Source organism: Exiguobacterium sp. s191 (assembly GCF_018618955.1).
Taxonomy (GTDB): Bacteria; Bacillota; Bacilli; order Exiguobacteriales; family Exiguobacteriaceae; genus Exiguobacterium_A; species Exiguobacterium_A abrahamii.
Map to the genome: position 1 here is coordinate 189,777 of NZ_JACSNC010000002.1, position 25,975 is coordinate 215,751.

The window sequence follows — 25,975 nt, forward strand, 5'->3', positions numbered from 1 at the left end:
CGTAGCGATCAGATCACACGAGTCCTAAGATCTCGACTTCAACTAATGCACCTTTTGGTAGTTCCTTAACCGCGATACAAGACCGAGCCGGGAAGTGATTGTGCGGTGCGAAGTAATCGGAATAGATCGTATTAAAAGAAGCAAAGTGTTCCATGCTCGTTAAGTAGCATGTCGTCTTGACGACGCGATCAGGTGTCAGTCCTGCCTCTTTCAGGATGGCATCGACGTTTCGCATGACTTGTTCCGTCTGCTCCGTGATTCCGCCTGGTACGAGTTCACCCGTTGCCGGATCAATCGGAATTTGACCGGAAGCATAGAGTGTACCGTTCGCGATAAAGCCTTGTGAGTAAGGACCGATTGCAGCAGGGGCGTTCGTTGTGTCGATTTGTTTGAATGTAGACATGAAAAGAACCTCCTCTTGTAAAATACATATGTACGACACCGAGTGATTCGACTCGGATATCCCTCAACCCTTCAAAGGAGTGAATTGATATGCCACTTTATCATAAATTAGTTCGGGACGCGATTCCAAACATCATCGACCAAACCGGGAAAAAAGCGACATTCCGAACGCTGGACGAAAATGAATTCCTAGTGGAAGCGAAAAAGAAATTACATGAAGAACTCGCTGAATACGAGGAAGCGACGACAGACATAGATGCTGTCGAGGAATTAGCTGATTTACTGGAGCTGATTCAAGCGTTAGCGAGGACACATGGCGTGACAGTCAAGGAACTGGAAGCTGTCCGGGCGAAGAAACAGCAACAACGCGGCGGATTCGAAGAACGTCTTTACTTGATCGAGGTCGAAGATTGATCCCGGAAGCGAAGCTGACGACGCATCACTTATATGACTCACTCGTCGAAGCCATTGATTTGGCGGAGGAAGTCTATATCGTCGCAGCGTTTGCCCAGAAGTCAGGCGTCGCCTTACTCGTCCCAGCGTTTCGTCGTGCCTTGCAACGAGGAGCCGAGATTCGGCTGTTGATTGGCGATTATCTATATATCACCGATCCAGAAGCATTGGCGCAGTTGCTTGCGCTGGATGGGTTGTCAGTTCGCTTTTATCGGTCAGGCGGACGCTCGTTTCATCCGAAAGCATATCTGTTTCGAAACGCAGAGACTGGCTTATCAATCGTCGGGTCGTCAAACATCTCGAACAGTGCGCTTCGGTCCGGTATCGAATGGAACGTTCATCTACCGCAAGCTGTCGCACCAAAAATCCTTGATGACGCGATTGATGCCTTCATGGATCTTTATCTCAGTGAATCGGCAGAAGAACTGAACCCAGTTGTTTTAGAGGCCTACCGTCAAGAGTACGCAGCACGTCAATATGTGGCGGAACCAGAAGTCGAGTACGACGAAGGAACCGTTGTTGTTGCAACAGAAATTCTGCCACACCGAGTGCAGGAAGAAGCGCTGCACGCGTTACGGGAAACGATGGAAGAAGGACGGACACGGGCGTTGGCAGTGCTTGCGACTGGATTAGGGAAGACCTATCTGAGTGCGTTCTTTGCGGGAGACTTTACACGAGTCCTATTCCTGGCACATCAAAAAGAACTATTAGTGCAAGCAGAGCGTTCGTTTCAAAAAGTCAATCCGGCGTGGCAGAGCGGCTTTTATATCGGCAGTGACCGGACTGTCACGGAGACGACGGAGATTGTCTTCGCTTCCGTCCAGACGTTGGCGCAAAAGCGTCACTTGGACCGTTTTGCAACGGATCAGTTTGATCTCATCATTGTTGACGAGTTCCATCACGCGGCAGCGACGAGTTACCGGAAAATCATTGATCATTTCACGCCCCGCTTTTTGCTTGGTCTGACGGCGACACCAGACCGGATGGACGGTGCGGATGTCTACGCGATCTGTCATCACAATGTTGCCTACCAGATGCACTTCACAGCAGCGATTGCTGAAGGCTTTTTGACGCCGTTTCATTATTACGGTATTCATGACACGATCGACTATTCTCAGATTCGACGAATCGGTCGGACGTATGATGCGTCGCAGCTCGAGCATCGACAACTTGATCGTGAAGTCGCAGAAAATATCTATCATTCGTGGGAGAAACATCGTCAAACGAAGACGATTGGCTTTTGTTCGTCGATCAAACAGGCGGAATATCTGGCGCGCGTATTCCAGGATAAAGGAATAACGGCATTTGCACTAACCGGGCAGACGACGAATCGTGCAAAGTATATGCAAGCATTCGAACAAGGCGAGATTGAAGTTCTTTTTACAGTCGATTTATTTAATGAAGGTGTCGATATTCCAAAAGTCGATACACTGCTGTTCTGTCGACCGACTGAATCCGTCGCCATTTATACACAGCAAATCGGACGCGGCTTACGTTTAGCGCAAGACAAATCGCACTGCGTCATCATTGATTTAATCGGGAACTATCGTAACGTTGAGACGAAGCTGAAACTACTCGGAACGATGAAAGAGTCGTTCAAGCGAGGAGAAATAGAACCGATTGCGCCACCGCCCGGCTGTGTGATTGAGTTTGACACGCGGGCACTGGAATTGATTCATCGACTCCGGCAACCAAGTCAGCGAAAGTTACGATTAATCGAGCAATACGAGCAAATCAAATACGAACTCGGTCGTCGACCATCCTATGTTGAGATTGGAGAATATGCAGCAGTTCCACAAGGTTATAAACAAGAGTGGGGCTCTTACGTTGGGTTCTTGAAGGAGCATCAGGAGTTATCAGACGAAGAGGTCGAAGCGTACGACGAAAATCGTGAATTGATCGAACAGGTCGAAAAGACGATCATGAATCGCAGTTATAAGATGGTCGTCTTGCTAGCAATGCTTGAGCGGGGAGAAGAGCGTTGGATGGAGCCGATTACGACCGAAGAAGTAGCGCCATTCTTTTATGAGTATTTGCATGCAGAAAAGTATCGAGAGTTGAAGGATGCGCAAACAGCGGAGTTGAAAGGTCCGTTTGATCCTGTAAAAGTAGAACGGTTATTGAAGAAGATGCCGTTTCCGAAGATGGGGAAGCCATTTGCATTTGATGGTGACGTGTTATCAATCGAACAGCAGACATCAGGGCGGGAGCAATTTAACGTCATATATGACATAATTCATTTCCGACTGCATATGTATTTTTCGAATTAATGGACTAGACACGCTATGAGCTGAATATAACAAGAAGCAAGGGAGAGAACGTGGATGGCGATATATAAGTATTATGCAGTACTGACAAAAATAGAAGAAGGTGAGGGATTTGGTGATGAAGGTAATGATGGATACTATGTTTCTTTTCCAGATTTAGATAATGTATTCACGGATGGAGAGACGTATGAACATGCACTGTTCATGGCGAAAGATGCTTTAGAATTAATGTTAGAAAGTATGTTGACGCATGGGGAATCGTTTAATAAGCCATCTACATTACAGCAGTTAAATCTTAAGAATTCGAAAGAAGTTCATGTCGAATTGATTGAAGTGGATGTAGAACCGCGACCCGATTCAAAATTAGCGACACCAGACTCTTATTTATTGAAGTATGTGGATGCGAGAAATAAAGACGTTGAGATTGGCGTAGATAGTAAATTTTTGATGGAGTCTATTACTCGCGTACTGGATGTAGGAGGAACAATCATTTCTCTAGGTGATTATGATATGGATGAAGATGAGGTGTTTTATACAGGGCGGGTCGTAAAATGACAATAATATAAGATGAATAAAGATATGACTAATTGCTTCATAAATCAAATAAAAAATTCATCTAAGAAAAATAGTGAATTAATAATCTGTAATAAAGTTAGAAGGACGCTATTTTTAACGGAAATGCAATTATTGTGTAAGGGAATATAAAAAAGACTTTCCGTATTTTTTACCGGAAAGTTTTTTAATTCCTTTTAAGGTTCAAGGTGTTACCTGCAATATTGAAGATGATACACTAGCATATTTCGCTAAATCTTTATTCAAAATAGTCGTCATCTCCATTTGATGCTCATTTGCTTTTTCTGTCGTCCACTTTTCTTCACTAGATATCGTCATGGCTTGCATGATCGTTAACTTTAGACTCTGTTTGATTAGATTTGGATAAGAGTCGATTTTACTGAGCGGAGATAAATTCGAGAATTTCGAGTTTCCGGAAATCGTTATTAACGCTAGGTTACCTAAGCTATGCAAATCACGGTTATCCCATTTCATTCCGTCAATTGGATGTTGTGGATAGAAGTGCTCGATAGAATTTCTGAACTGGAACTGCCAGTCATCATTTAATGGAGATACGAGTTGTTTGTTCTTATATGAGTAGCCATCACGGAAGATTAAATAATCTAGATAAGAAAAAACGATTCGTTCTATTTCAAACCCTGATTTCGTTTCATAATTAGATTCGCTGACTTTCTCACAGCAGTACTGCTCGAGTAGTTTAATGAGATTCGTTGATTCATCACCTAGTAATTCAGAAAGGACTAGTGATATCCAGTGCATGGTTTTTGGGGAAGTGTAAGTGATACGCAAACACGATTGAAGCGTTCTTAATTTTTGATTCTGCTTTTCACGTTTCAGTGTTCCGACATACGCTGGTTTATCACTTTTTCTTTTTGTATCCCGGTACTTTTCTAACCGTTGCAAAGACCACTTACCTGTTTCTTTATAATCTTTGGCAAATTCACGTTTTACAATGTATTTGTCATACAAAACACGACATTTCAACAAAGTGAATAAAAAGTGCTTGGCGTTGTCAGTACTTGTCCAAGACCATTCTAAAGTTTGGAGAAAGTGTTTGTCGTCTAGACTAGAGTTTGAGTTAGGATTCTTTAAGACGGCATTCACTTGTAGTAAGAAATTAGGGAAAGAGATCGTTGATTCGAACCGCTCATTTTCGTCTTCAAGTTCTTTGCTCTTCGTGTCCGGTGTTTTACTGCTAGTTAGGATATTGAGTAACGACTTTTTAGATTGTGAGGTACTCTTTTGATTATCGATCTGATAAACGATCGTATCAAAACTCTCAATTTTAGATTGAAGACTACTCCAATTATTAGTGAAGAGAAGGTTTCTGTGATTTGTATCAAAATTCATTTGTACGTAAGAATTCATATTTGAACACTTGTCCCAAATCATTGCCCCAACGTGTTTATCTTGATCGGTTTTAAGCACTTCGAGTAATTTTGCTTTTGCGATTTCGTGAAGTTCTAATTGCTCACCACGCGTATTCATAATCTCGAAGTAATGATTTAAATCAATATTTTTTGGAACTTGGACTCGAATCAAAAAGACGGATTCTAGTTTTTTAGCAAATTTTTCTTTTTTGATTGGATTCGTTTCGAAGTAATTTTGAATGATATGATACCCATTTAAAATTTCAGCGGAAGCTAGTTCTTCTGGTAATGTGTAAGCTTTATCATCACTAAGATTAGCAAGTGTACGATTTGATGTATCACGCGCTTCGAAGCGGAGGGAATCTCTTGAAAAAGAGAACTTTAGATAGCGCTCAAGTAAATATAATGTCGTTAAACGTTGTTGACCGTCAATAACTTCGTAGACGTTGTTGTCGGTCTGATTGACGATTAGGTTTCCGAGGAAATATGTCTGGTCTTCATTATCAAGAATGGCACTATCAATATCCTCGATCAACTGGAGGATTTGCAGTTCGTTCCAAGCATAATTCCGCTGATAAATCGGAACTGAATAATTAGTATTTGCAAATACATTTGCTACTGGTATGACTTTCAGATTATCGCTCATATTAGCACCATCCATTCAAGGAAGAAAGTTTGTTATACACTGCTTGGTATTTCTTTTTGTTGTTTAAATCAACGGCTGGTTGCTCTAGTACATATAAATCTAATTCTGTCGGTGTATTCATTTCACTGATGATCGTGAAAATATCGAGTCCCTCGTTGAGACGTTCATGCTTACCTATTGCGTACTTGTTAGTCGTTTCCTGATAGACAGCATTCATGACTAATCGGAGAGAGTAACTCCAAGTATAAAAGTAATCGAGTACCGATTTATTCAAGCTTTCAATCCCAAAACGATCAGCAAAAAATAGCAAGGAGCATTCAAACAATTGCATGATGTAAGTATCACCAGTTCCCTTACGTGGTATTTGATTTTCGTCTTCTGCATAGGACTGTTTAATGAGTTTCTGAATTTGTTCTAGTAGCTGTCCATAATGAAGGATGTAGTCAAAAAAACGCTTTCCGGCAACTAAAGGTTGTGTCAGTTGGAACTGATTCAAAGAATTCGAAGCGAGCAGTTCATGATGACCATTTTTATTAAATTGTTCTATGAATAAATTACTAGCTTTATGGTATAACGCATAATTGTAGACGTGCGTGGCGTCGATTCCCTTGAAAGCATCAATTTTACTCGTGGAATAACCAAGACCATGTTTTCCTTTATACCATTGAGTTAACGGATATAAGTAGTTTTTAAATAGGTTACTTAAATCCTCTTGATTGAAAGCTTCCCAACGACTAATGACATTCACCTTTTGTGACTCATCTTCGGCTGTCATTTCACGGAGATGATAAGATTTGAGGAGATCATGAGGGGCTAATGATTTTCCTCGTGAATTTTGAGAATCAAAAAATTGAAAACCTTCTTGTTCCTTATCTGTGACGATTTGAACGGTTGTGCATTTTTCTAAAAGATAATTTTTAAAGCGAGTTTGTTCATCAGGGTTCAACTCATTCGTTTTTCTAGAGAGAATGCTGTGATTCGTCATTATTGCATTTGTAGATAGTTCGGAATATTCTTCTTGCAATAATGATTGATCTGTATCACCTAGACAATAAAGTAATATCGAAAGTGTAGTGAGTCGTTGTTGACCGTCAACGATATTGTATGTATTGCTTTGATCTTTTTGAAGAATGACAGATCCCAGACGATATTCATCTAAATCATTTTGAAATGCTTCATAAGTATCGATGAACAAAAGATTCGTTGAGCGTGCACTCCATTTATAAGGTCGTTGATACGAAGGAATACGGAGAGGAATATTGAACAAATCACGTAATGGAAGTATTTCTAGCTCGTTTGTTAGTAAGGCCATTAAGAATCTCCTTTATTTTTTTCTTTTTAATTATACCTATTTTTTACATATATACCTCTTTTTTATTATTTTATGTACTATAAAGATGAAGTATCAAAAAGTGAAGCGAAAATGATTTGAGGAGTGTACAGTATGAAAGCCAAACTTTATCTAATGGAAGGGCTCCCGGGCTCAGGTAAAACAACAACAGCTGAAGCATTAACTCGTCTATTGCAAAAGGAACAAATCAATACACGCCTTCATATCGAAGGTGATCTCAACCATCCAGCGGATTATGAGAGTGTCGCTTACTTAAAGATGGATGAATGGACGGATTTTCAAAGCAAGTATGCTTCACTCGATGTCTTACGATTTGCTGAGGTGTTCAATGACTACGTGCTAATATCGTATCGTCAGTGGCAGTCAAAACAGGATGTTCCTGAAGCAGTACTTGCGTTTCTGCAAGCAAGAGATATCTATGAACTACCATTTGAGTTATATCAGTCAATGATCTTTAAAAAGTGGGAAGCGTTCGTCGCTCAAGCGTTAACGACGGATACAACATATGTTTTTGAGTGCTGTTTCTTGCAAAATCCGTTGACGATGGGGCTCATCAAATACGATCTACCGGAAGCGACGTTGCGAGCGTATATTGAACGCATAGCAACGATCATTACGCCGCTACAACCAGTTCTCGTTTATGTTGATCAACCGAATGTAGAACGAAGCTTTCTTAAAGCACTAAACGATCGTCCGACAGAATGGGCGGATGGATTCGTAGCTTATTACACCGAGCAAGCATATGGTGTAGATCGCTCTTTATCAGGAGTAGATGGGGCGATTGCGATTTTACAGGCGCGGAAAGCATTAGAGCATCAGTTGTTAGAAATACTTCCGTTCAGAGTAGAGGTATTCGGAAATGAAGATTTTTCAGTAGAGACAAGACAAGTCTGGTTAAAGCAGTTGATTCAGTCAACTGTGCGTTCAACTTCTTTAAGCGAGAGCTAACTAAAAGGCGATTCCAAGTCACGGAATCGCCTTTTAGTAAATATAAAATGTGATATTACACCGACACTTCACTCACTACATGATTGACTTGCCACTGCACACCAAACGTATCTTCGACGATTCCGTATGCTTCACTCCAGAATGTCTTTTGAATCGGCATGATGACGTTACCGTCTTTTGCGAGTTGATCGAATGTCTTCTGTAACAGATCGACGTCAGATAAGTGGAGCGCCAAGGTAACGTTCTGACCGATCGTGACCGGATCATGTGGCATTGCGTCTGAGAACATTAAGCGGGTACCATGAACGATCAGTTCAGCATGTAGAACCAGTGACTGCATCTCTTCAGGGTAGGGCTGACCATCAGGACCGGGACCTGGCCCGAACTCCATGATGTCAGGTAGTTCTTGGCCAAAGACCTGTGCATAGAACGTCAGTGCCTCGCGCGTGTTGCCGTTGAAGACAAGATACGGATTGATTGGCATGGGAAAGCTCCTCTCTTTAAAAGGCGAAGTAAGTTTCTTTAAGTATACCAAACATTTGTTCGTATTAAAAGGGAGATCGAACGCTTTTTGCATTGAATCCAGTATAAATGATAACGTTTTCAATTTATCTGATTTTTCATTAAAAAATAGGTTGCAACTTCCAGAGAGACTTCGTATACTAAATTTATCGAAAGCGCTTTCGGTGAAATGGAGTGAGTAGCATGGGAACAATTTATGATTTAGCGAAGATGACCGGTTTTTCGATTACAACGGTCTCAAAAGCCTTAAATAATTATTCGGATGTCAGCGAAAAGACGAAAGCAAAAATCGTCCAAGCAGCAGCCGAGATGGGATACTTACCGAACGCGCACGCCCAGTCGCTCTCGACGAAACGTTCGTGGACGATCGGTGTCATGTTCTCGGAAGCACATGGCGTCGGAATGATGCATCCGTTCTTCAACGCGATCATTGAGAGTTTCCGAAAAGCAACAGAACAACAAGGGTATGACCTCATCTTCGCATCGCGGAACTTACGCAATCGCGATATGAGTTACCTCGAGCATTTCCGACACCGGGCAGTCGACGGCATCGTCGTCATCTGCTCCGATCAGATGGACCAGCACGTCCAGGAGTTGATTCAAAGTACGATTCCAATCGTCGTCGTCGACATGGATAGTGCCGATTGTAGTGTCGTCTACTCGGATAACATTACCGGGGGCACACTTGCCATCAATCATTTGCACGAACTCGGTCATCGTCTGATCGCCCACATTGCAGGGGATACAACGACAGATGCCGGAAGAGCGCGGATTGAAGGCTATCAGCAAGCAATGGAACAACTTGATTTGCCGATTCCAGACGGCTATCTCGTCAATGGCGGATTCTTTTCCGGAGAAGAAGGCAAGCGGGCAATGAACGAGTTGCTAGCACTACCTGAACGACCGACAGCGGTCTTCGTTGCCGGGGATGAAATGGCAATCGGTGCGATTGAAGCGATTCATGAAGCCGGGTTACGGATTCCAGAAGACATCTCAGTCGTTGGGTACGATGATATTTACATGGCGCAGTACATCACACCGAAGTTGACGACGGTCCGACAAGATACGGAAACGATCGGTCAGCACGCAGCATCCGTCTTGATTGAACAGATCGTCAACAAAAAACGGGTTACGACACGTGATGTCATTCCGGTTAACTTGATGGTTCGTCAATCGACAGGTCCAGTACCTGAATAACACAATGGTTGTTTCGGAATCGCTCTCGCTCGTTGTCAGTGAGGAAAAGCGAGAGCGATTTCGAAATCATTTTTTATCACTTTTTCCGAAAGGGCTTTCGGGAATTTTCTTTAAAGCCTTTTCGAAAGCGCTTTCGATATTTTTGAATAACAAATTGAAACCGCTTACCTATGAGCGGAATACTTAACAAAAGGATGAGATGAGATGAAGAAACAGTTAGTTAGCGTGTTAACAGTCGGTGCGTTAACAGCAAGTGTCCTTGCTGGATGTTCAGGTAGCAGCGAAGAAAAAACGAGCGGCGGGAAAGAAGTCTTGAAAATCTGGTCGTTCACGGATGAGTTAAAAGAACCTATCAAAAAGTTCGAAGAGAAAAACGGAGTCAAAGTCGAATTGACGATCGTGCCGATCGCCGATTACCCGACGAAATTGAAACCAGCACTTGAGAGTGGTGTCGGAGCACCGGATATCTTCACAGGTGAGATTGCGTTCCTCAAGCAGTGGGTCGATGCTGGGTACTGGGCGAACCTCTCTGAAAAACCATTCAACGCAGGCGAAGTCAAAGATGACTACATCCCGTACGTCTATGACATGGGGAAAGATAAGGACGGTAACGTGCGTGCGCTGTCATGGCAAACGACACCAGGTGGCGTCTACTACAAACGAAGCATCGCGAAAAAAGTTCTCGGTACAGACGATCCAAAAGAAATCGGCGGCATGATGGACTCGATGGACGGCGTCTTCGAAGTCGCTGAAAAAATGAAGAGTAAAGGCTACAAGATGTTCCCGGATGAAGGATCGATCCGTTGGTTCGCACAAGGGAATGATCCACAACCTTGGGTCAACGATAAGCAAGAGCTCGTCTTGACGCAAGACAAGAAGGATTACATGGATTACGCGAAAGAACTTCGGACGAAACAATATACAGCACTTGCACCAGAATGGTCACCATCATGGTTCGCAGGGATGGATAAACCAGTCAAAGTCAAAGAAAACGGTAAGGAGACTGAAACAGAAGTCTTCTCTTACGTCCTCCCGACGTGGGGTCTTCACAGTGTTCTCAAAGAAAACGCGAAAAAATCAGCGGGTGACTGGGCTGTCACAAGCGGACCGAGCCCATACTTCTGGGGCGGTACGTGGTTAGGTGTCTACAAAGATTCGAAGAAACAAAAGCTTGCGTATGATTTCGTCAAGATGATGACACAAGACGAAGCGTTCCTAACAGATTGGGCAAAAGAAACAGGTGACGTGTTAGCGTACAAACCAGTTACTGAAAAAATCAAGACCGACTTCAAAGATGAGTTCCTCGGCGGACAGAACAACTATGAGTTCTTCCTTGATCAAGCAGACAAGATCACACCAGGAATCGTCACGAAGTATGACCAGCAGCTCGATACATTGTACGGTGCATCGGTCATGGAATACGTCCAAGGTAAAAAATCAAAAGACGAAGCACTTGCTGAATTCTACAAAAAAGTCAAAAACGCGTATCCGGACGTAAAAGTACCGGAATAAGGAGAGTAGGTGGGGCGATCCTCGCCTCACCTCTTCTTGTTTAAGAAAGGGGTTTGACCTGTGAAAAAACTCGATCGCCATGGGTATCTGTTCATCGCACCGTTTTGGATCGTCTTCTTGATCTTCAGCATCTATCCGGTTGCCTTGACTTTCTATTACAGCTTCACGAACTACACGGGCGCTGAAGGCGAACAACTCGTCGGACTCGCGAACTATACGCGGTTACTCGGGGATACGTACTTCATCGAAGCGTTCTTTAACACTCTGAAGATTTGGGGTCTTAACTTCATCCTTCAGATTGGCGGCGCGTTATTACTCGCCTTATTGTTCTCGGATCTCCAATTGAAATTAAAAGGGCTTGCCTTCTTCCGGGCGACGTTCTACTTACCGAACTTGATCACGATCAGCTCGGTCGCCTTATTGTTCGGTATCTTGCTCGACTGGCAGCATGGTTCACTGAACATGATGTTGATGAAAATCGGAATCATCTCGGAGCCAATCAACTGGTTAACGCAACCGGTGACGGCACAAATTTCCGTCTCGCTCATCCTGACATGGATGTGGCTCGGGCACTCGTTCATCGTCGTCATGGCAGGCGTATCCGGGATCTCGAAGGATTACTTCGAAGCAGCCTTGATTGACGGAGCGACACGTTGGCAAATCTTCTCACGCATTACATTGCCACTCTTAAAACCGATTTTGCTCTACATCATGATCACGTCGTTGATTGGTGGTCTGCAATTGTTCGACCTGCCGATGTTGATCACGGATGGTGTCGGTGCGCCAGATGGTGCCTTGAACACGATGGTGCTCTATCTCTATAACCAAGCTTTCAAATACAACAACTATGGCTACGCCGCTGCTGTCGCATACGGACTGTTTGCCATCACGCTCGTCTTTTCAATCATCGTCTTCAAAGGGATGTTCCGAAAAGAACGTTCACCGAAAGGAGCCTGACCGATGGAACGAAATGCAGAAGCACGTCGGATCGTGCCACAAACGGAGGAACAACCGGAGCGTGTCGAACGCCCGCTCAAGTTGACGCCACCACCGAAACAAAAGAAAGCCTGGTTCGGTAAAAGTGTCATCTATATTGGTCTCGTCGTCTTAACGATCGCCTGTATCATCCCGTTTTTGATGATGATCATCAACGCGACGCGCTCGAACGAAGAAGTCTTGTCCGGATTCTCGTTGATTCCGGGGAACTCGCTCGCTGAGAACTACGCCGCACTCAGTTCTTACGTCAACATCTGGTCCGGTTTCAAGAACAGTTTGATCATCGCTGTCCTCGTCACCGTCTTATCAGGGTATTTCTCGGCGTTGACAGCATTCGGATTCGCCTTCTATCAGTTTAAAGGGAAGAACGCGATGTTCGTCTTCATGCTCGTCATGATGATGGTTCCGGGTCAACTCGGTTTGATCGGGTTCTATGAATTAAGTAAAAATCTCGGGTTGCTTGATAGCTATATCCCATTGATCGTTCCGGCGATCGCGAGTCCGTTCACGGTCTTCTTCGTCCGACAATATGTCCAGACCGTCTTGCACCCGAGTTTGATCGAAGCAGCACGGATGGACGGAGCGAGTGAGTTCCGAATCTTCCATACGATCGCTTTACCGATGATGATGCCGGCGATCGCAACGATGTCGATCTTTACGTTCATCGGTTCATGGAACAACTACATCATGCCGCTCGTCTTACTCTTCTCTCCAGAGAAGTATACGCTCCCGGTCTTGATGGGCTTCTTGAAAGGGTCACAAGTCGCAGAGAACTTAGGCTCGCTCTATCTCGGGATCGCGATTTCCGTCGTGCCGATCATGATCGCCTTCTTGTTCCTCTCGAAATATATCGTCAGCAGTATCTCGGCAGGTGCCGTTAAAGAATAAGTAGCTTAAAGGAGATTACACATATGAAATTTGCACCGAACTTCGTATTCGGAACGGCGACGTCGTCGTATCAGATCGAAGGCGCCCACGACGAAGGCGGACGTACACCTTCGATCTGGGATGCCTTCTGTGATGAGGACGGAAAAGTCTTCGAAAAACATAATGGGGATGTCGCTTGTGACCATTACCATCGTTATGAAGAGGACATTCAGCACATCAAACGTCTTGGCGTCGACACGTACCGTTTCTCGATTGCCTGGCCACGGATCTTCCCGCAAAAAGGGGTCTACAATCCGGAAGGCATGGCGTTCTATAAGAAGCTCGCGACACGTCTACGGGCAGAAGGCATCAAGCCAGCCGTAACGTTGTACCACTGGGACTTACCACTCTGGGCACATGAAGAAGGCGGCTGGGTTAACCGTGCATCGGTCGACTGGTTCCTCGACTTCGCCCGCGCGTGTTTTGCGGAACTCGATGGGATCGTCGATTCGTGGATCACACACAATGAACCGTGGTGTGCTGGGTTTCTCAGCTACCATCTCGGGCAACATGCACCGGGTCATACGGATATGAACGAAGCCGTTCGTGCCGTGCACCACTTGTTGTTATCACACGGAAAAGCAGTTGAATTGTTGAAGGGTGAGTTCAAATCAATCACACCGATTGGCATCACGTTGAACTTAGCGCCGAAATATGCGAAGACGGATTCCGTCAACGACCAGCTGGCGATGAACAACGCAGATGGATACGCGAATCGTTGGTTCCTCGACCCAGTCTTCAAAGGTCAGTATCCGGTCGACATGATGAACCTGTTCTCGAAATACGTTCACTCTTACGCATTCATCGAGGAAGGTGACATGGAGACGATCTCTGTCCCGTGTGATTTCTTCGGGATTAACTTCTACAGCCGTAACCTCGTCGAGTTCAGTGCTGCGAACGACTTCCTGCAGAAGGATGCGTACTCGGATTACGACAAGACAGGCATGGGCTGGGACATCGCCCCAAGCGAATTCAAGGACTTGATTCGTCGCTTGCGCGCCGAGTATACGGATTTACCAATTTACATCACAGAAAACGGTGCTGCCTTCGACGATGAATTGGTCGATGGTCGCGTCGCCGACCAGAACCGGATCGATTACGTCGAACAACATCTCCAAGCAGTATCTGACTTAAACGAAGAAGGCATGAACATCCAAGGCTACTATCTCTGGTCACTGCTCGATAACTTCGAGTGGAGCTTCGGTTACGATAAGCGCTTCGGGATTCTCTACGTCGATTTCGAGACGCAGGAACGGATTTGGAAAGACAGCGCCCACTGGTATGCGGGTGTCATCGAGCAACATAAGGCAACGATTCCGCAAGAAGCGTGACAAAGGAGGCAAGGTCGAGCATTCGTCCTTGCCTCTTTTTGACTAAAAGGAGGAAACAGACATGAAGACATGGGTAGCACTAGCAGTCGGGACCGGTTTATTGCTGAGCGGTCAAGCGGTCGACGCGAAGGCAGACAAAAAAGAGACGAAGTGGAAGCTCGTCTGGTCAGATGAGTTTCAGGCAAAACAACTCGACCGAACGAAATGGACGTATGATACGGGGAACTGGATCAAGGATGCGAACGGACAACCGGTCTCACCGGGCTGGGGGAACAACGAAAAACAATACTATACGACGAAGCAGGACAACTCGTTTATTCGCAACGGGAAACTCGTCATCAAGGCGAAGCAGGAAAAGACGGCGGATGATCTCGGTACATACGATTACACGTCAGCGAAGCTGAAGACGAAAGGTTTGTTCAGTAAGACGTACGGTCGTTATGAAATCAAAGCGAAGCTACCGACCGGAAAAGGGCTTTGGCCTGCGTTCTGGATGTTACCGGAGCAAGACAAGTACGGTGCCTGGGCAGCGTCTGGTGAGATTGACGTCATGGAAGCTTGGGGCAGTCAACCGGACAAAGTTGCCGGAACGATTCACTACGGGGAAAACTGGCCGAACAATAAATATACAGGGAAAGACTATCACTTCCCAGACGGACAACGGATCGATCAATGGCATACGTACGCGGTCGAGTGGGAGCCAGGCGAACTCCGTTGGTATGTCGACGGCAACCTCTATCAAACACAAAACGATTGGTATAGCAAAGGCTTGAACGCAGCAACGAACTATAGTTATCCGGCACCGTTCGACCAAAACTTCTATCTCGTCATGAACCTCGCGGTCGGCGGTTGGTTCGATGGAGAAGTCGATGCAACGACGAAGTTCCCAGCCGAGATGGAAGTCGACTACGTCCGGGTCTATGATTTAAAAAACCGAGCGTATCGCGAACCGGTCGAACCGACCTACGAAAACGTGACGTTACCAGACGGAGCCAAGCAACCAATCGAGGGCAACCTCGTCTATGATGCAGCCTTTGAAAAACCGGTCACGATGATCACCGGAAATCAGTCGTTTGATCCACTGTACTGGAACTACGTCACGCTCCCAGACTTCGGTGGCAAAGGAAGCCTTGCGATCATCGAAAAAGAGGGGCAACGGATGGCAGACGTCACGATTGATCAGCCGGGGTCACAAACGTATTCCCACCAGTTGATTCAAAACGTATCCCTTGCGCAAGGTGGACGTTACCAAGTTAGCTTTGACGCGAGCAGCACAGCAGACCGGAAGATGATGGTCAAAGTCGGCGGTGGAGCAGAGCGTGGCTACACGAAATATTCGAATGAACAGTCGATTGCTCTGACACCGAGCGTCAAACGACATACGTTCACATTCGATATGGCGGCAGAGACGGATCTCGCAGCGCGTCTTGAGTTCAACCTCGGACTTGAAAAAGCCAATATTCAGATCGGGAACGTTCGTGTCGAGCAGATTCCACGCGGCGTCATCGATGAAGATGCAACGAAACCGGCACTACCGGACGGGAACCTCGTCTATAACGGGACGTTCGATCAAGGGGCGATGGATCGGTTGACGTATTGGCACTTTGACGGTAGCAAGCGGACGACAGGATCTGTTGATCCCGAGTCACGTGATTTCCGTTATGAAGGGCATGGTCAAAAAACGACGGCGCGCTTAACACAAAAGGAACTTCAACTGGAAGCTGGGCATGCGTATCAGCTTCGATTCACGGCAGGTGCGAAAAAAGCGAAGTCACTTCAGGTCAAGATCACTGGGGCACAAGAGCAATTGAAACAGACGACTGTACCGTTGACGAAACAAGCAACGACTGTCGACATTCCGTTCACAGCTACACAAACGGCAGACGACAATCAGCTTGTGTTTGACTTCAGTGGACAAGCCGGGAAAATCTCGCTCGATGATGTGGAGTTGATTGATGTCACACCGGTGCCAGTTGATCCGTCACCACTTAAAAATGGATCGTTTGCGAACGGATTAACATCGTGGTCGTCGTACGTCCACTATGATGCACAAGCTGTTATCGCAGCGGTCAATGAAGCAGCAAAAGTCCAAGTCACGGCAGAAGGACAAGAACCATGGAGTGTTTTGCTTGAGCAAGGAAACTTGTCGCTCGCGAAAGGCAAAACATATGAGTTGAGCTTCACGGCATCGTCGACCGTACCGCGTCCGATCGAAGTGACGATCGAAAATGCTTCGTATACGCGTTACTTCAGCCAAGTCGAACCAATCACGACAACACCGAAAACGTATAGCTATACCTTTACAATGGGACAAGCCGATACAGGTGCGTTGAAGTTCTTGATGGGACGCGCGGAAGGTTCGCCGTTCGCCGCCCATGACGTGACGATTGATGATGTGAATCTTAAAGTGAAGGAATGACCGAGACAAGGGTTTGAGTCAAAAAAGAATGACTCATCGTGCACGCCCTTTCCTCAGGCGAGGCACAAGCCCGTTTTCCTGCTTCATCCAAGCAGGAAAGCGGGTCTTGTTTGTCTCTGACAGCGCATAATGCGCTTTTTCCTGTAGGAGTGGCGTGTAACGTGTCATTTTTTTACGAGATAAGGGTGGCAGATCATCATTCTGTCACCCTTATCTTTTGTATAGACTGACTGATGAGTTAGCCCTTGTTGTAGTGTCATCAGCTTAAACAAAAAAGCCGAACTATTTTTCGTGATGAAAAAGGAATAAAACCCATCATATGGAATATACAACGTAGAAGTGACATCTATTCGTTTTCAGAGGAGGAAACGTCATGCGTCAAAGGTACATACCGTATCGGCTCATCTTCATCGTAGGTTTACTTGGCATGATCGGCATCAATGGATGGTCCGCCATGCTCCATCCGGACGGCACGATTAACGGCTGGCAAAGCATCGCCTCCGTCGTCTGGCTCGTTAGTCTAGTCGGGTCGCTATTCTATATGAAGGATGACAAGGCGCTTCGCCTCGTGGTCTGGTATATCCGGATTGGTCTCGTTGCGGCGTTATTCATTTATGGTGTTTCGTTACTCGAAGGCGCATTTTCTGAAACGATTTGGTTTGATGCATTGGCGAGTGTTCAGTTCGTGTTCTATTTTCTCTTCGTTGTCCCATTGTTTGGATTAAATGCCTGGACGGATGTATTGTTTGGTGAGTTTTCGTTATACATGAGTGTCCTGTACGGTATCGCCTTGATTACGCTCTACGTAAAGGTCTGGAATGATACATCGCGGCATTTGCATTATTAAGTAGAAAAGGTGAATGGTATGTTGAGTCCCGTGAATGAGCGCGAAGAACGGACGGGGAAACGCGAACGCCGAAAACAACGGAAAATCGATGTGGGATGCGTCACGATTGTCGGCATTCCATTACTTTTCATCGTTTCGTTTCTGTTGAGCATCCTTATCTTAATGAAGTCTGCTCCATGAAAAGGTGACCTGGTGTCACCTTTTTTTGTTGTGTCGTCAACTTTTTTCTCGACTCGCCCGTCTTAATGATGTATACACAGAACGATATCGAAAAAAGGAGCCGCGGCCTATGACCTCTCGTCAAATGAGAAAACGGGAAAAAGCATTCGTCCGTTTTTTAAAGCAATACAAACCGAATCTCTACTGGTTAGCCTACAGTTATATGAAAAATGAACAGGATAGCCTGGATGTCATTCAGGACAGCATCCAAAAAGCGTTACAGTCGCTCGATCGACTCGAGGATGAGGAACGGATGAAAGCCTGGTTCTATCAGATTTTGACACGAACAGCGATTGATGCGATCCGGAAGCGTCAGCATAGTATCAGTTACGACACGGATCGACTGATCGAACTTGTCGCGACAAAAGAAGATACATACCCGGATTCCGATTTACGACAAGCGCTCGAGGAGCTACCGGTCATGTACCGGGAAGTCGTCATCTTACACTATTTCGAGGACTTGATCTTAAAAGACGTCGCGACGATTTTAGAGCTGAATTTAAGTACGACCAAGTCCCGGCTGTATAAAGGGTTGACCTTACTGAAAATGAAATTGAATGGAGATGATTTAGATGTCGAACAAACTTGATGATCTGAAACAGGCATACCAACAACCACCGGTTCCAAAAGAACTCGATGAAATGATTGCCCGAGTCGAGCACCGGACGCGTCCTTCGCGGACGAAGCGATCCGTGTTGATTACAGCTGCCGCCATCACGTTATTTGTCGGCGGATTAAATAGCAGTACATCATTTGCGGACGCGATGGCGAAGGTGCCGGTCTTTGGTCAACTGACTGAGATCGTGACGATCGACTGGAAAGAGACGAAGACACAACAGTCGGCTGATATCAAAGCCCCTCAAGTGACGTTACCGGACAAAGCACTCGAGCAACAACTAAACGAAAAGTATATTGCGGAAGGACAAGCACTCTACGAAAAGTTCAAACAGGAGACGAACGGACAGGAAGGGGTATTTGCCGTCGATAGCCGCTATGACGTTAAGACGGATACGGACGACTTGTTGTCGATTGGGCGAACCGTCACCGAAACACGGGCAAGTGCATCGGAAAGCGCCCAGTACGATACAATCGACAAAAAACAACAGCTGGTCCTGACGTTACCATCCTTGTTCAAGGATGACGGATATATCACGACGATCAGTGAGTATCTAAAAGAAGAGATGCGTCGCCAAATGAAAGCCGATGAAGGGAAGGTCTACTTCGTCGAAGGAACACCGGATGTACCAGAGGACGAACAGTTCAAGCACATTTCAGCGAAGCAAAACTTCTATATTACGGCAGATCACAAATTAGTTTTGTCGTTTGATGAGTACAGCATCGCTCCAGGATATATGGGCATCGTTGAGTTTAAGATCCCGACGTCGATCTTAAAAGATGACCTCGTCAGTTCGACCTATATTCGTTGATTGTCAGATTTTAAAAAACATTGACGTAAAAATGAAAAAAGGAAACAATTTCTAAAAATGACCTCTTATAATCAAAAGACGAATCGTTGTTTTTTGAAAAAAGGAGGAGTCCCTATGAAAAAATGGAGTCGGCTCGTACTAGCGGGTGTCGTCAGTCTCGCCTTGATCCATGTTCCAGCAGCTAGTGAAGCGGCGACGAAAGCAAAAGCCTTTAAGAACTGTACGGAAATGCAGAAGACGTACAAAGGCGGCGTCGCGAAAAAAGCGGGTCTAAAAAATCGGACAGGGTATGACAAGAACGGAAAACCGATCTACAAAGCAACAAAGTACAAAGCATACGTGAGCCTTGCGACGTATAACTTAAACACGAAGAGCGACCGGGATAAAGACGGTATCGCGTGTGAACGTTAAAAAAATAACCTGACGCTGCGGCGTCAGGTTATTTTTGCTTAGTTGAAGTTTTGCTTTAAGAAGGCTGTAACTTCTTCTGGTGTTTTAGCATTTGCACTGTGCAAGTGCGCCAGTTTTTCATTGTTTTTGAAGACGAGCAAGCTTGGGATTCCCATAACATCATGGTTCGATGCGATTTCAGGGAACTCATCCTTGTCGATCGTGTGGATTGGTAAGTGGTCGAATTGTGACTCGACGTCCGGCATGAAGTAATCCATCCGTTTGCAGTCGGGGCACCAGTCTGCTTCGAACTTGATGATGACCGGTGCATCACTTGAAATCAATTCCTTGAATGTTTCTTCACTCTTAATGAATTCTGCCATTGTGAGAACTCCTCCTCTTGGTGTTGTACCTTTAGTCTACCGATTCCCTTCAGAACTTGCACGAATTATGTTCGTCGAAGAGTCTGACAAGTCAAAAAAGTTGGTTGCTCTTTAAGATAATGCTACCGATTTTCTTTAAAAGAGCCACATGAACCAATCAAATTTGGTTTGGTATAGGGAAACATTATTGCGTATTTGTTAATTACCTAGTTTGAAACAAAATGATTTCTCTAGACCCACTCGATTTCCGACTGGTACGATGAGGTTTGCTAATCGCAGAGAAAGTGGGGGCGACGAGAATGGAACAACAAAAATACGATAATCTAAAACGTGGCGAACGTGGTGCGATGATTAGTATCGCAGCCTATATCTTGTTATCATCTTTAAAATTAATCATTGGGTATACAGCAGATTCTGCCGCACTCCGGGCGGACGGTTTGAACAACGCGACTGACATCATCGCGTCGATCGCTGTCTTGATCGGCTTACGGATTTCACAACGTCCGGCAGATGACGATCACAAGTACGGACACTGGAAAAGTGAGACGATTGCCTCGCTCGTAGCTTCCTTCATCATGATGGCAGTCGGTCTTCAAGTCTTGATCGATACAATCTCGACGTTGTTCGAAGGCAAGCAGGAATCACCTGATGTTCTTGCAGCATACGTCGGAATCGGTTCAGCTCTCGTGATGTACTTCGTCTACCGCTACAATAAGAAGTTATCCGAGGAGATTGAAAGCAAAGCCGTCATGGCAGCAGCGAAAGATAATCTATCCGATGCGTGGGTCAGTGTCGGGACGACGATCGGAATCGTCGGATCACAGTTCGGCATGCCATGGCTCGATGTCGTGACCGCGATCATCGTCGGCTTCTTGATCTGTAAGACGGCATGGGACATCTTTACGGAAGCCTCACACGAACTGACGGATGGCTTCGATGAGAAGAAGCTGAAGATGTACGAAGATGTCATTTTCGATCTCGAAGGTGTCAAAGGGATCAAGTCAATTAAAGGACGCAACTATGGAAACAATGAAGTCGTCGATGTCGTCATCCTCGTCAACTCAACTTTGAACATCCACCAAGCACACGATATTGCGACACGTGTTGAAGATACACTGACGGAAGAATACGGTGTCTATGATATCCATGTACACGTCGAACCCGAATGAATTCAAAAACGTCTTTTCTACGTTGACTGTAGAAAAGACGTTTTTTTATGGTTCTAATGCGATCGTCAGAGCCAGTGCCCCGTACTGTTGCTCGGCTTCCGGTGAATAGATTGCATAGGTTGACGTCACGAGTTCGTCGAGCGACCAACCAACACAGTCGATAGCTTCATTTGGGATGTGTTCATAAAGCGCTCGGAAATCAGGAAAGACTTGTCGTTTTGTCACGCGGACAAGTAGCGTCTCACTTGTTTCCGTATGGGTGAACTGAATCTGATCACCGACTTGTACCTGTTGTCGTTTTGAATCATTCAATCGAATCTCGACGGTCTTTCGTCCTTGTTCAATCGAACGAAACGGTTCTTCAAATAAGCCCATTTCATGTCTCATCTATGCTCACTCCTTGTGTTCCTTGAGCATAGCAAAAACTATGTGATTTTTCACATTGCCTTTTCGTTGACAAATAAAAATAATCGGCGTAATTTAATTCATATAAGTAATTGTTCCTTTTGGAACGATTTGAAATGGAACAAGGAGGCGAAACAAGATGGATCAAACGGAAACGACCCGTTCGACTGCGATGATGCAGTCGTTTTGGAACGTGCAACGGCACCTCGTCCGGGCAGCACACCAGACGGCACAGGAAAACGGACTCAGTTTACCGCAATTTCATAGCTTGATGACGATTGCACCGCGTGGACCGATCTCACAAAAAGAGCTCGCCGCACATACGCACTTACCGAAAAGTACGCTCAGTCAGTCGATTGAAGGTCTCGTCCAATCGGGCTGGGTCATTCGGGAGACGAATCCCGACAATCGACGGGAAGTCGTCTTAAAGCTTAGTGATCAAGGTCAGCAATTCGTCACTGACATCAAGGAACAAGAGAAGGGGATGCAACGTCAACTGGAGCAAGTGCTTGCGACGATTGACCCGGACGTATTCGAACAGATGCTTGAAACACACGCAGTGATTGCTGAGGGAATCGGTCAGATTTTACGTCCAGATCTGAAAGGAGGATGTTCGGATGATTAAGTTACTCAAACGGTTGACGGTCTATAAATGGGCGGTCTTTGCTGTGCTCGTCTTGGTTTTTGCACAATCGATGTCCGATTTGTATTTACCGACACTGATGGCGGATATCATCGATAAAGGCGTCGTTACCGGCGATACCGCGTATATCTGGAAAATTGGTGCCGTCATGCTGGGGATTACCGGTATCGGAGCGTTAGCTGCAGTTGCCGCCAGTTATTATTCATCGAAGGCGTCGATGGGGCTCGGACGGGATATCCGTCGCCAAGTCTTTAACCATGTCGAACGGTTCTCCCTGCAAGAGTTCGACCAGGTCGGAACGGCGTCACTGATTACGCGGACGACGAACGACATCACACAAGTCCAACAAGTCGTCATCATGATGTTGCGGATGGTCGTCAGTGCACCGATCATGTTCATCGGTGGATTGATCATGGCCGTCTCAAAAGATGCCAAACTATCGCTCGTCATCGTCGCGGCGATGCCGGTCCTTGTTATTTCGATCCTGTTGATTCTGTGGAAAGGCGTTCCGTTGTTTGGGAAGGTTCAAAAACGACTCGACCGTCTGAACCTCGTCTTGCGGGAGAACTTGACCGGGATTCGTGTCATCCGTGCCTTTAACCGAGAACGCGATGAACAAGTACGATTGACGAAAGCGAACGCGGATTTGACAGAAGTCTCGATCAAGGTCAATAAGATCATGGCGTTCTTAATGCCTGTCATGATGCTCGTCATGAACTTGACGGTCGTCGGTGTCATTTGGTTCGGGGGCATCCGGATCGATAATGGTGGCATGCAAATCGGGGATTTGATGGCATTCATCCAGTACGTCATGCAAATCATGTTCGCGCTCGTCATGGCGTCGGTCATGTTCGTCATGATTCCGCGAGCAGCTGTCTCGGCGAAACGGATCAATGAAGTTCTCGAGATGACACCAACGATGACAGATGAGGGGACACAAACCGCTGACCGTGAAAAAGGAACGCTCGTCTTTGATCGTGTCACGTTCCGTTACCCAGGTGCTGAGACACCTGTCTTATCCGACATCAGCTTTGCGGCACGACCAGGTGAAGTGACGGCTGTGATCGGCGGAACCGGTTCCGGTAAATCAACTCTCGTCAATTTGATTCCTCGTTTTTATGACGTGACGGAAGGGAGCATCCGGGTCAACGGTGTCGATAGCCAGGATGTACGGCAAGAGGAACTGCGGTCGAAAATCGGCTTCGTTCCTCAAAAGGCGCTACTGTTCACGGGTACGATCGCTGAAAACATTCGTTTCGGGAAAGAGGACGCGACAGACGAAGAAGTCGCGCATGCGGCGCAAATCGCACAAGCGACCGATTTCATCGAACGGATGCCGGACGGTTACGAAGCACGGATCGAACAAGGTGGATCGAACGTCTCCGGTGGGCAAAAACAACGGTTGTCGATTGCGCGAGCACTCGTTCGTCGACCAGATTTATATGTCTTTGATGACAGTTTTTCAGCGCTCGACTTTAAAACTGATGCGGCACTTCGGAAAGCCTTACGGGAAGAAACACGCGAGGCAACCGTCTTGATCGTCGCTCAGCGTGTCAGCACCGTCATCGATGCCGATCAAATCATCGTCCTGGATGAAGGGAAAGTCGCTGGAATCGGAACGCATGATGAATTGTTTGCTGACAATGCCGTCTATCAGGAAATCGTTAAGTCACAACTATCAGAGGAGGAAATCGCATGAGTGAGAAAAAACGACCTGCCGGCGGTCCTCCGCCTGGTGGTCCCGGTGGCGGAAATATGATGATGCTCGGAGAAAAACCAAAGGATTTCAAAGCAACGTTCCGTCGTCTGCTTCGGTATCTGCGTCCGCGTCGAACGGCGCTCGTTGGTGTTTTCCTCGCAGCCATCCTCAGTACGGTCTTCATGATTGCCGGTCCGAAAATCATGGGGACGGCAATCACGGAATTGTTTGAAGGGGCATATGCGAAGTTCCAAGGTGTACCGGGAGCGGCAATCGATTTCACGAAAATCGGACAGATCCTGCTCTGGCTCGCTGGACTGTATATCATCAGTAGTCTGTTTAATTACTTGCAACAGTATTTGATGTCAGGTATCGCTCAAAAAACAGTCTACGATTTACGCGAAGACGTCAATCATAAACTCGAACGCCTGCCGTTGAAATACTACGATGGTCGTCCGAACGGGGAGACACTCAGCCGCGTGACGAACGATATCGATACGATCGGCAGTACATTACAACAAAGTGTGACATCGTTCATTACCTCAATTGTGACAATCGTCGGAATTCTGATCATGATGTTGACGATTAGTCCGATTCTGACATTGATTTCACTTGTCTCATTACCGGTCTCGATTTTTGCGATCCGTCCGATTTTGAAACGGTCCCAAAAATACTTTGCCGATCAACAACGGACGCTTGGACAATTGAACGGACACGTCGAAGAGATGTATACCGGACACTCGGTCGTCAAGGCGTTCGGACATGAACGCAAAGCGGTCGAGCAGTTTGATGCCGTCAACGAAGAGTTGTATGAAGCAGGACGTAAAGCACAGTTCATCTCCGGGATCATCATGCCAATGATGATGTTCATCGGGAATATCAGTTACGTCTTGATCAGTATCGTCGGCGGGATTCTCGTCACGCAACGGGCGATCTCGATCGGGGATATTCAAGCGTTTATCACCTATACACGCCAGTTCACGCAACCGATCACACAGACGGCGAACATCGCGAACATTGTCCAATCGACGGTCGCAGCAGCGGAACGTGTCTTCGAATTACTGGACGAAGAAGAAGAAATCAAGGAAGTGACGACACACCGTCTTACGCAGGCTGAAGGGACGGTCGCGTTTGAACACGTTGATTTTGGTTACGGAACCGATCTCTTGATCGAGGACATGAACATCGATGTCTCACCGGGACAAACCGTCGCAATCGTTGGACCGACGGGTGCCGGTAAGACGACAATGATCAATCTATTGATGCGCTTTTATGAGTTGAACGGGGGGACGATTCGGATTGACGGCATCGATACCCGCGAGATGTCACGCGAAGACTTACGGACGACGTTCGGGATGGTCTTACAAGATACGTGGCTCTTCAACGGTACGATCCGGGATAATCTTGCTTACGGTAAGAGTGGAGCGACCGAGGAGGAAATCATCGCCGCAGCCAAAACGGCGCACGCTGATCACTTCATCCGGACGTTGCCGGACGGGTACGATACGGTCTTGAATGAGGAAGCCTCGAACATCTCGCAAGGTCAGAAACAGTTGTTGACGATCGCTCGGGCCGTTCTTGCCGATCCTCCGATCATGATTCTCGATGAAGCGACCTCTAGTGTGGATACACGGACGGAAGTCTTCATCCAGCAAGCGATGCGTCGCTTGATGGAAGGGCGGACGAGCTTTGTCATTGCCCATCGTCTCTCAACGATCAAGGATGCCGATTTGATTCTTGTCATGAATCAAGGAAGTGTCATCGAACAGGGAACACACGAAGAATTGCTCGAGGCAGATGGTTTTTATGCGGATCTGTACAACAGTCAATTCTCTGAAAAAGAAGTCGTTTGATATAAGGCAGTGTCGTCATTTAGACG

The 25,975-nt window shown here is 46.2% G+C and carries 25 protein-coding genes; 19 read left to right on the forward strand and 6 right to left on the reverse strand.

Annotation, left to right across the window (positions count from 1 at the left end):
- Positions 1–13 precede the first annotated feature (13 nt).
- On the reverse strand, positions 14–403 hold the full coding sequence (locus tag KNQ09_RS12610; RefSeq protein ID WP_047391772.1) for a RidA family protein: 390 nt from the start codon (positions 401–403) through the stop codon (positions 14–16).
- 89 nt (positions 404–492) lie between these two features.
- Here KNQ09_RS12610 and KNQ09_RS12615 point away from each other — a divergent pair, with 89 nt between their 5' ends.
- From KNQ09_RS12615 to KNQ09_RS12625, 3 genes are read left to right on the forward strand one after another with little or no spacing between them, the layout of a single operon-like run.
- Complete coding sequence (locus KNQ09_RS12615; RefSeq protein WP_214858733.1) at positions 493–816, forward strand: nucleoside triphosphate pyrophosphohydrolase; 324 nt, start codon at positions 493–495, stop codon at positions 814–816.
- A complete protein-coding gene (locus KNQ09_RS12620; protein WP_214858734.1) occupies positions 813–3,125 on the forward strand; it encodes a DEAD/DEAH box helicase family protein in 2,313 nt (770 codons plus the stop codon). The genes KNQ09_RS12615 and KNQ09_RS12620 overlap by 4 nt, the downstream gene beginning before the upstream one ends.
- 54 nt (positions 3,126–3,179) lie before the next feature.
- Entirely contained in the window at positions 3,180–3,677 is a 498-nt protein-coding gene (locus tag KNQ09_RS12625) for a type II toxin-antitoxin system HicB family antitoxin (protein WP_214858735.1), read from the forward strand.
- A 201-nt stretch (positions 3,678–3,878) separates the two neighbouring features.
- Here the strand turns inward: KNQ09_RS12625 and KNQ09_RS12630 are convergent, their stop codons facing one another.
- A complete protein-coding gene (locus KNQ09_RS12630) occupies positions 3,879–5,726 on the reverse strand; it encodes a DUF262 domain-containing protein (RefSeq protein ID WP_251138198.1) in 1,848 nt (615 codons plus the stop codon).
- Positions 5,713–7,023, reverse strand: a complete 1,311-nt coding sequence (locus KNQ09_RS12635) for a DUF262 domain-containing protein (protein ID WP_214858736.1) — start codon at positions 7,021–7,023, stop codon at positions 5,713–5,715. Before KNQ09_RS12635 ends, KNQ09_RS12630 begins: the two co-directional genes overlap by 14 nt.
- A 132-nt stretch (positions 7,024–7,155) precedes the next feature.
- Between KNQ09_RS12635 and KNQ09_RS12640 the strand changes: the two genes are divergently transcribed.
- Positions 7,156–8,010, forward strand: a complete 855-nt coding sequence (locus KNQ09_RS12640; RefSeq protein WP_214724957.1) for a P-loop NTPase family protein — start codon at positions 7,156–7,158, stop codon at positions 8,008–8,010.
- 55 nt (positions 8,011–8,065) lie between these two features.
- Here KNQ09_RS12640 and KNQ09_RS12645 read toward each other — a convergent pair whose 3' ends face one another.
- Positions 8,066–8,494, reverse strand: coding sequence for a VOC family protein (locus KNQ09_RS12645; RefSeq protein WP_214858737.1), 429 nt, complete (start codon positions 8,492–8,494; stop codon positions 8,066–8,068).
- Positions 8,495–8,715: 221 nt separating this feature from the next.
- Here KNQ09_RS12645 and KNQ09_RS12650 point away from each other — a divergent pair, with 221 nt between their 5' ends.
- The 11 genes from KNQ09_RS12650 to KNQ09_RS12700 all read left to right on the forward strand — a co-directional run bounded on the left by KNQ09_RS12650 (position 8,716) and on the right by KNQ09_RS12700 (position 19,818).
- Positions 8,716–9,729 carry a LacI family DNA-binding transcriptional regulator gene (locus KNQ09_RS12650; RefSeq protein ID WP_214858738.1) on the forward strand — a complete coding sequence of 338 codons (1,014 nt, stop codon included), beginning with the start codon at positions 8,716–8,718 and terminating at the stop codon, positions 9,727–9,729.
- 204 nt (positions 9,730–9,933) lie between these two features.
- Positions 9,934–11,241 (forward strand): ABC transporter substrate-binding protein, encoded by a 1,308-nt coding sequence (locus KNQ09_RS12655; RefSeq protein WP_023466910.1) that lies wholly within the window; start codon positions 9,934–9,936, stop codon positions 11,239–11,241.
- A gap of 60 nt (positions 11,242–11,301) precedes the next feature.
- Positions 11,302–12,198 carry a carbohydrate ABC transporter permease gene (locus tag KNQ09_RS12660; RefSeq protein WP_023466912.1) on the forward strand — a complete coding sequence of 299 codons (897 nt, stop codon included), beginning with the start codon at positions 11,302–11,304 and terminating at the stop codon, positions 12,196–12,198.
- Between the two features lie 3 nt (positions 12,199–12,201).
- Entirely contained in the window at positions 12,202–13,125 is a 924-nt protein-coding gene (locus tag KNQ09_RS12665; protein WP_082627437.1) for a carbohydrate ABC transporter permease, read from the forward strand.
- Positions 13,126–13,148: 23 nt separating this feature from the next.
- Positions 13,149–14,495, forward strand: coding sequence for a GH1 family beta-glucosidase (locus KNQ09_RS12670; RefSeq protein WP_214858739.1), 1,347 nt, complete (start codon positions 13,149–13,151; stop codon positions 14,493–14,495).
- Between the two features lie 61 nt (positions 14,496–14,556).
- Positions 14,557–16,914, forward strand: a complete 2,358-nt coding sequence (locus KNQ09_RS12675; RefSeq protein WP_214858740.1) for a carbohydrate binding domain-containing protein — start codon at positions 14,557–14,559, stop codon at positions 16,912–16,914.
- A 373-nt stretch (positions 16,915–17,287) separates the two neighbouring features.
- Entirely contained in the window at positions 17,288–17,761 is a 474-nt protein-coding gene (locus KNQ09_RS12680) for a hypothetical protein (RefSeq protein ID WP_064300568.1), read from the forward strand.
- A 30-nt stretch (positions 17,762–17,791) separates the two neighbouring features.
- Positions 17,792–17,941 (forward strand): hypothetical protein, encoded by a 150-nt coding sequence (locus KNQ09_RS12685; protein WP_214858741.1) that lies wholly within the window; start codon positions 17,792–17,794, stop codon positions 17,939–17,941.
- Positions 17,942–18,065: 124 nt separating this feature from the next.
- On the forward strand, positions 18,066–18,569 hold the full coding sequence (locus KNQ09_RS12690) for an RNA polymerase sigma factor SigV (RefSeq protein WP_047392144.1): 504 nt from the start codon (positions 18,066–18,068) through the stop codon (positions 18,567–18,569).
- Complete coding sequence (gene rsiV, locus KNQ09_RS12695; RefSeq protein ID WP_214806023.1) at positions 18,553–19,407, forward strand: anti-sigma-V factor RsiV; 855 nt, start codon at positions 18,553–18,555, stop codon at positions 19,405–19,407. Before KNQ09_RS12690 ends, rsiV begins: the two co-directional genes overlap by 17 nt.
- A 114-nt stretch (positions 19,408–19,521) precedes the next feature.
- Positions 19,522–19,818 (forward strand): excalibur calcium-binding domain-containing protein, encoded by a 297-nt coding sequence (locus KNQ09_RS12700; protein WP_029343294.1) that lies wholly within the window; start codon positions 19,522–19,524, stop codon positions 19,816–19,818.
- A 38-nt stretch (positions 19,819–19,856) separates the two neighbouring features.
- On the opposite strand, the gene KNQ09_RS12705 is transcribed toward KNQ09_RS12700, so the two are convergent.
- Positions 19,857–20,180 carry a thioredoxin family protein gene (locus KNQ09_RS12705; protein WP_023466923.1) on the reverse strand — a complete coding sequence of 108 codons (324 nt, stop codon included), beginning with the start codon at positions 20,178–20,180 and terminating at the stop codon, positions 19,857–19,859.
- 299 nt (positions 20,181–20,479) lie between these two features.
- Between KNQ09_RS12705 and KNQ09_RS12710 the strand changes: the two genes are divergently transcribed.
- On the forward strand, positions 20,480–21,349 hold the full coding sequence (locus tag KNQ09_RS12710) for a cation diffusion facilitator family transporter (protein WP_053452503.1): 870 nt from the start codon (positions 20,480–20,482) through the stop codon (positions 21,347–21,349).
- A 45-nt stretch (positions 21,350–21,394) separates the two neighbouring features.
- Here the strand turns inward: KNQ09_RS12710 and KNQ09_RS12715 are convergent, their stop codons facing one another.
- Positions 21,395–21,736: an ASCH domain-containing protein gene (locus KNQ09_RS12715; protein WP_064300572.1), complete on the reverse strand. Its 342-nt coding sequence runs from the start codon at positions 21,734–21,736 to the stop codon at positions 21,395–21,397.
- Positions 21,737–21,893: 157 nt separating this feature from the next.
- Here KNQ09_RS12715 and KNQ09_RS12720 point away from each other — a divergent pair, with 157 nt between their 5' ends.
- The 3 genes from KNQ09_RS12720 to KNQ09_RS12730 are packed head-to-tail and all read left to right on the forward strand — an operon-like array spanning position 21,894 to position 25,949.
- Positions 21,894–22,379 (forward strand): MarR family winged helix-turn-helix transcriptional regulator, encoded by a 486-nt coding sequence (locus KNQ09_RS12720; RefSeq protein WP_029343299.1) that lies wholly within the window; start codon positions 21,894–21,896, stop codon positions 22,377–22,379.
- Complete coding sequence (locus KNQ09_RS12725) at positions 22,372–24,096, forward strand: ABC transporter ATP-binding protein (protein ID WP_214858742.1); 1,725 nt, start codon at positions 22,372–22,374, stop codon at positions 24,094–24,096. The genes KNQ09_RS12720 and KNQ09_RS12725 overlap by 8 nt, the downstream gene beginning before the upstream one ends.
- The gene (locus KNQ09_RS12730; RefSeq protein ID WP_214858743.1) at positions 24,093–25,949 is read left to right on the forward strand and encodes an ABC transporter ATP-binding protein; all 1,857 of its coding nucleotides are present in this window, start codon (positions 24,093–24,095) and stop codon (positions 25,947–25,949) included. The genes KNQ09_RS12725 and KNQ09_RS12730 overlap by 4 nt, the downstream gene beginning before the upstream one ends.
- The last annotated feature ends 26 nt before the right edge of the window (positions 25,950–25,975 follow it).

Bases quoted from the DNA above. Each gene is read 5' to 3' on its own strand.
- KNQ09_RS12680 (WP_064300568.1), top strand. From the start codon at position 17,288: ATGCGTCAAAGGTACATACCGTATCGGCTCATCTTCATCGTAGGTTTA.
- KNQ09_RS12615 (WP_214858733.1), top strand. From the start codon at position 493: ATGCCACTTTATCATAAATTAGTTCGGGACGCGATTCCAAACATCATC.
- KNQ09_RS12725 (WP_214858742.1), top strand. From the start codon at position 22,372: ATGATTAAGTTACTCAAACGGTTGACGGTCTATAAATGGGCGGTCTTT.
- KNQ09_RS12655 (WP_023466910.1), top strand. From the start codon at position 9,934: ATGAAGAAACAGTTAGTTAGCGTGTTAACAGTCGGTGCGTTAACAGCA.
- KNQ09_RS12730 (WP_214858743.1), top strand. From the start codon at position 24,093: ATGAGTGAGAAAAAACGACCTGCCGGCGGTCCTCCGCCTGGTGGTCCC.
- KNQ09_RS12670 (WP_214858739.1), top strand. From the start codon at position 13,149: ATGAAATTTGCACCGAACTTCGTATTCGGAACGGCGACGTCGTCGTAT.
- KNQ09_RS12625 (WP_214858735.1), top strand. From the start codon at position 3,180: ATGGCGATATATAAGTATTATGCAGTACTGACAAAAATAGAAGAAGGT.
- KNQ09_RS12630 (WP_251138198.1), bottom strand. From the start codon at position 5,726: ATGGATGGTGCTAATATGAGCGATAATCTGAAAGTCATACCAGTAGCA.
- KNQ09_RS12645 (WP_214858737.1), bottom strand. From the start codon at position 8,494: ATGCCAATCAATCCGTATCTTGTCTTCAACGGCAACACGCGCGAGGCA.
- KNQ09_RS12610 (WP_047391772.1), bottom strand. From the start codon at position 403: ATGTCTACATTCAAACAAATCGACACAACGAACGCCCCTGCTGCAATC.
- rsiV (WP_214806023.1), top strand. From the start codon at position 18,553: ATGTCGAACAAACTTGATGATCTGAAACAGGCATACCAACAACCACCG.
- KNQ09_RS12710 (WP_053452503.1), top strand. From the start codon at position 20,480: ATGGAACAACAAAAATACGATAATCTAAAACGTGGCGAACGTGGTGCG.
- KNQ09_RS12675 (WP_214858740.1), top strand. From the start codon at position 14,557: ATGAAGACATGGGTAGCACTAGCAGTCGGGACCGGTTTATTGCTGAGC.
- KNQ09_RS12650 (WP_214858738.1), top strand. From the start codon at position 8,716: ATGGGAACAATTTATGATTTAGCGAAGATGACCGGTTTTTCGATTACA.
- KNQ09_RS12715 (WP_064300572.1), bottom strand. From the start codon at position 21,736: ATGAGACATGAAATGGGCTTATTTGAAGAACCGTTTCGTTCGATTGAA.
- KNQ09_RS12640 (WP_214724957.1), top strand. From the start codon at position 7,156: ATGAAAGCCAAACTTTATCTAATGGAAGGGCTCCCGGGCTCAGGTAAA.
- KNQ09_RS12665 (WP_082627437.1), top strand. From the start codon at position 12,202: ATGGAACGAAATGCAGAAGCACGTCGGATCGTGCCACAAACGGAGGAA.
- KNQ09_RS12720 (WP_029343299.1), top strand. From the start codon at position 21,894: ATGGATCAAACGGAAACGACCCGTTCGACTGCGATGATGCAGTCGTTT.
- KNQ09_RS12690 (WP_047392144.1), top strand. From the start codon at position 18,066: ATGAGAAAACGGGAAAAAGCATTCGTCCGTTTTTTAAAGCAATACAAA.
- KNQ09_RS12635 (WP_214858736.1), bottom strand. From the start codon at position 7,023: ATGGCCTTACTAACAAACGAGCTAGAAATACTTCCATTACGTGATTTG.
- KNQ09_RS12700 (WP_029343294.1), top strand. From the start codon at position 19,522: ATGAAAAAATGGAGTCGGCTCGTACTAGCGGGTGTCGTCAGTCTCGCC.
- KNQ09_RS12705 (WP_023466923.1), bottom strand. From the start codon at position 20,180: ATGGCAGAATTCATTAAGAGTGAAGAAACATTCAAGGAATTGATTTCA.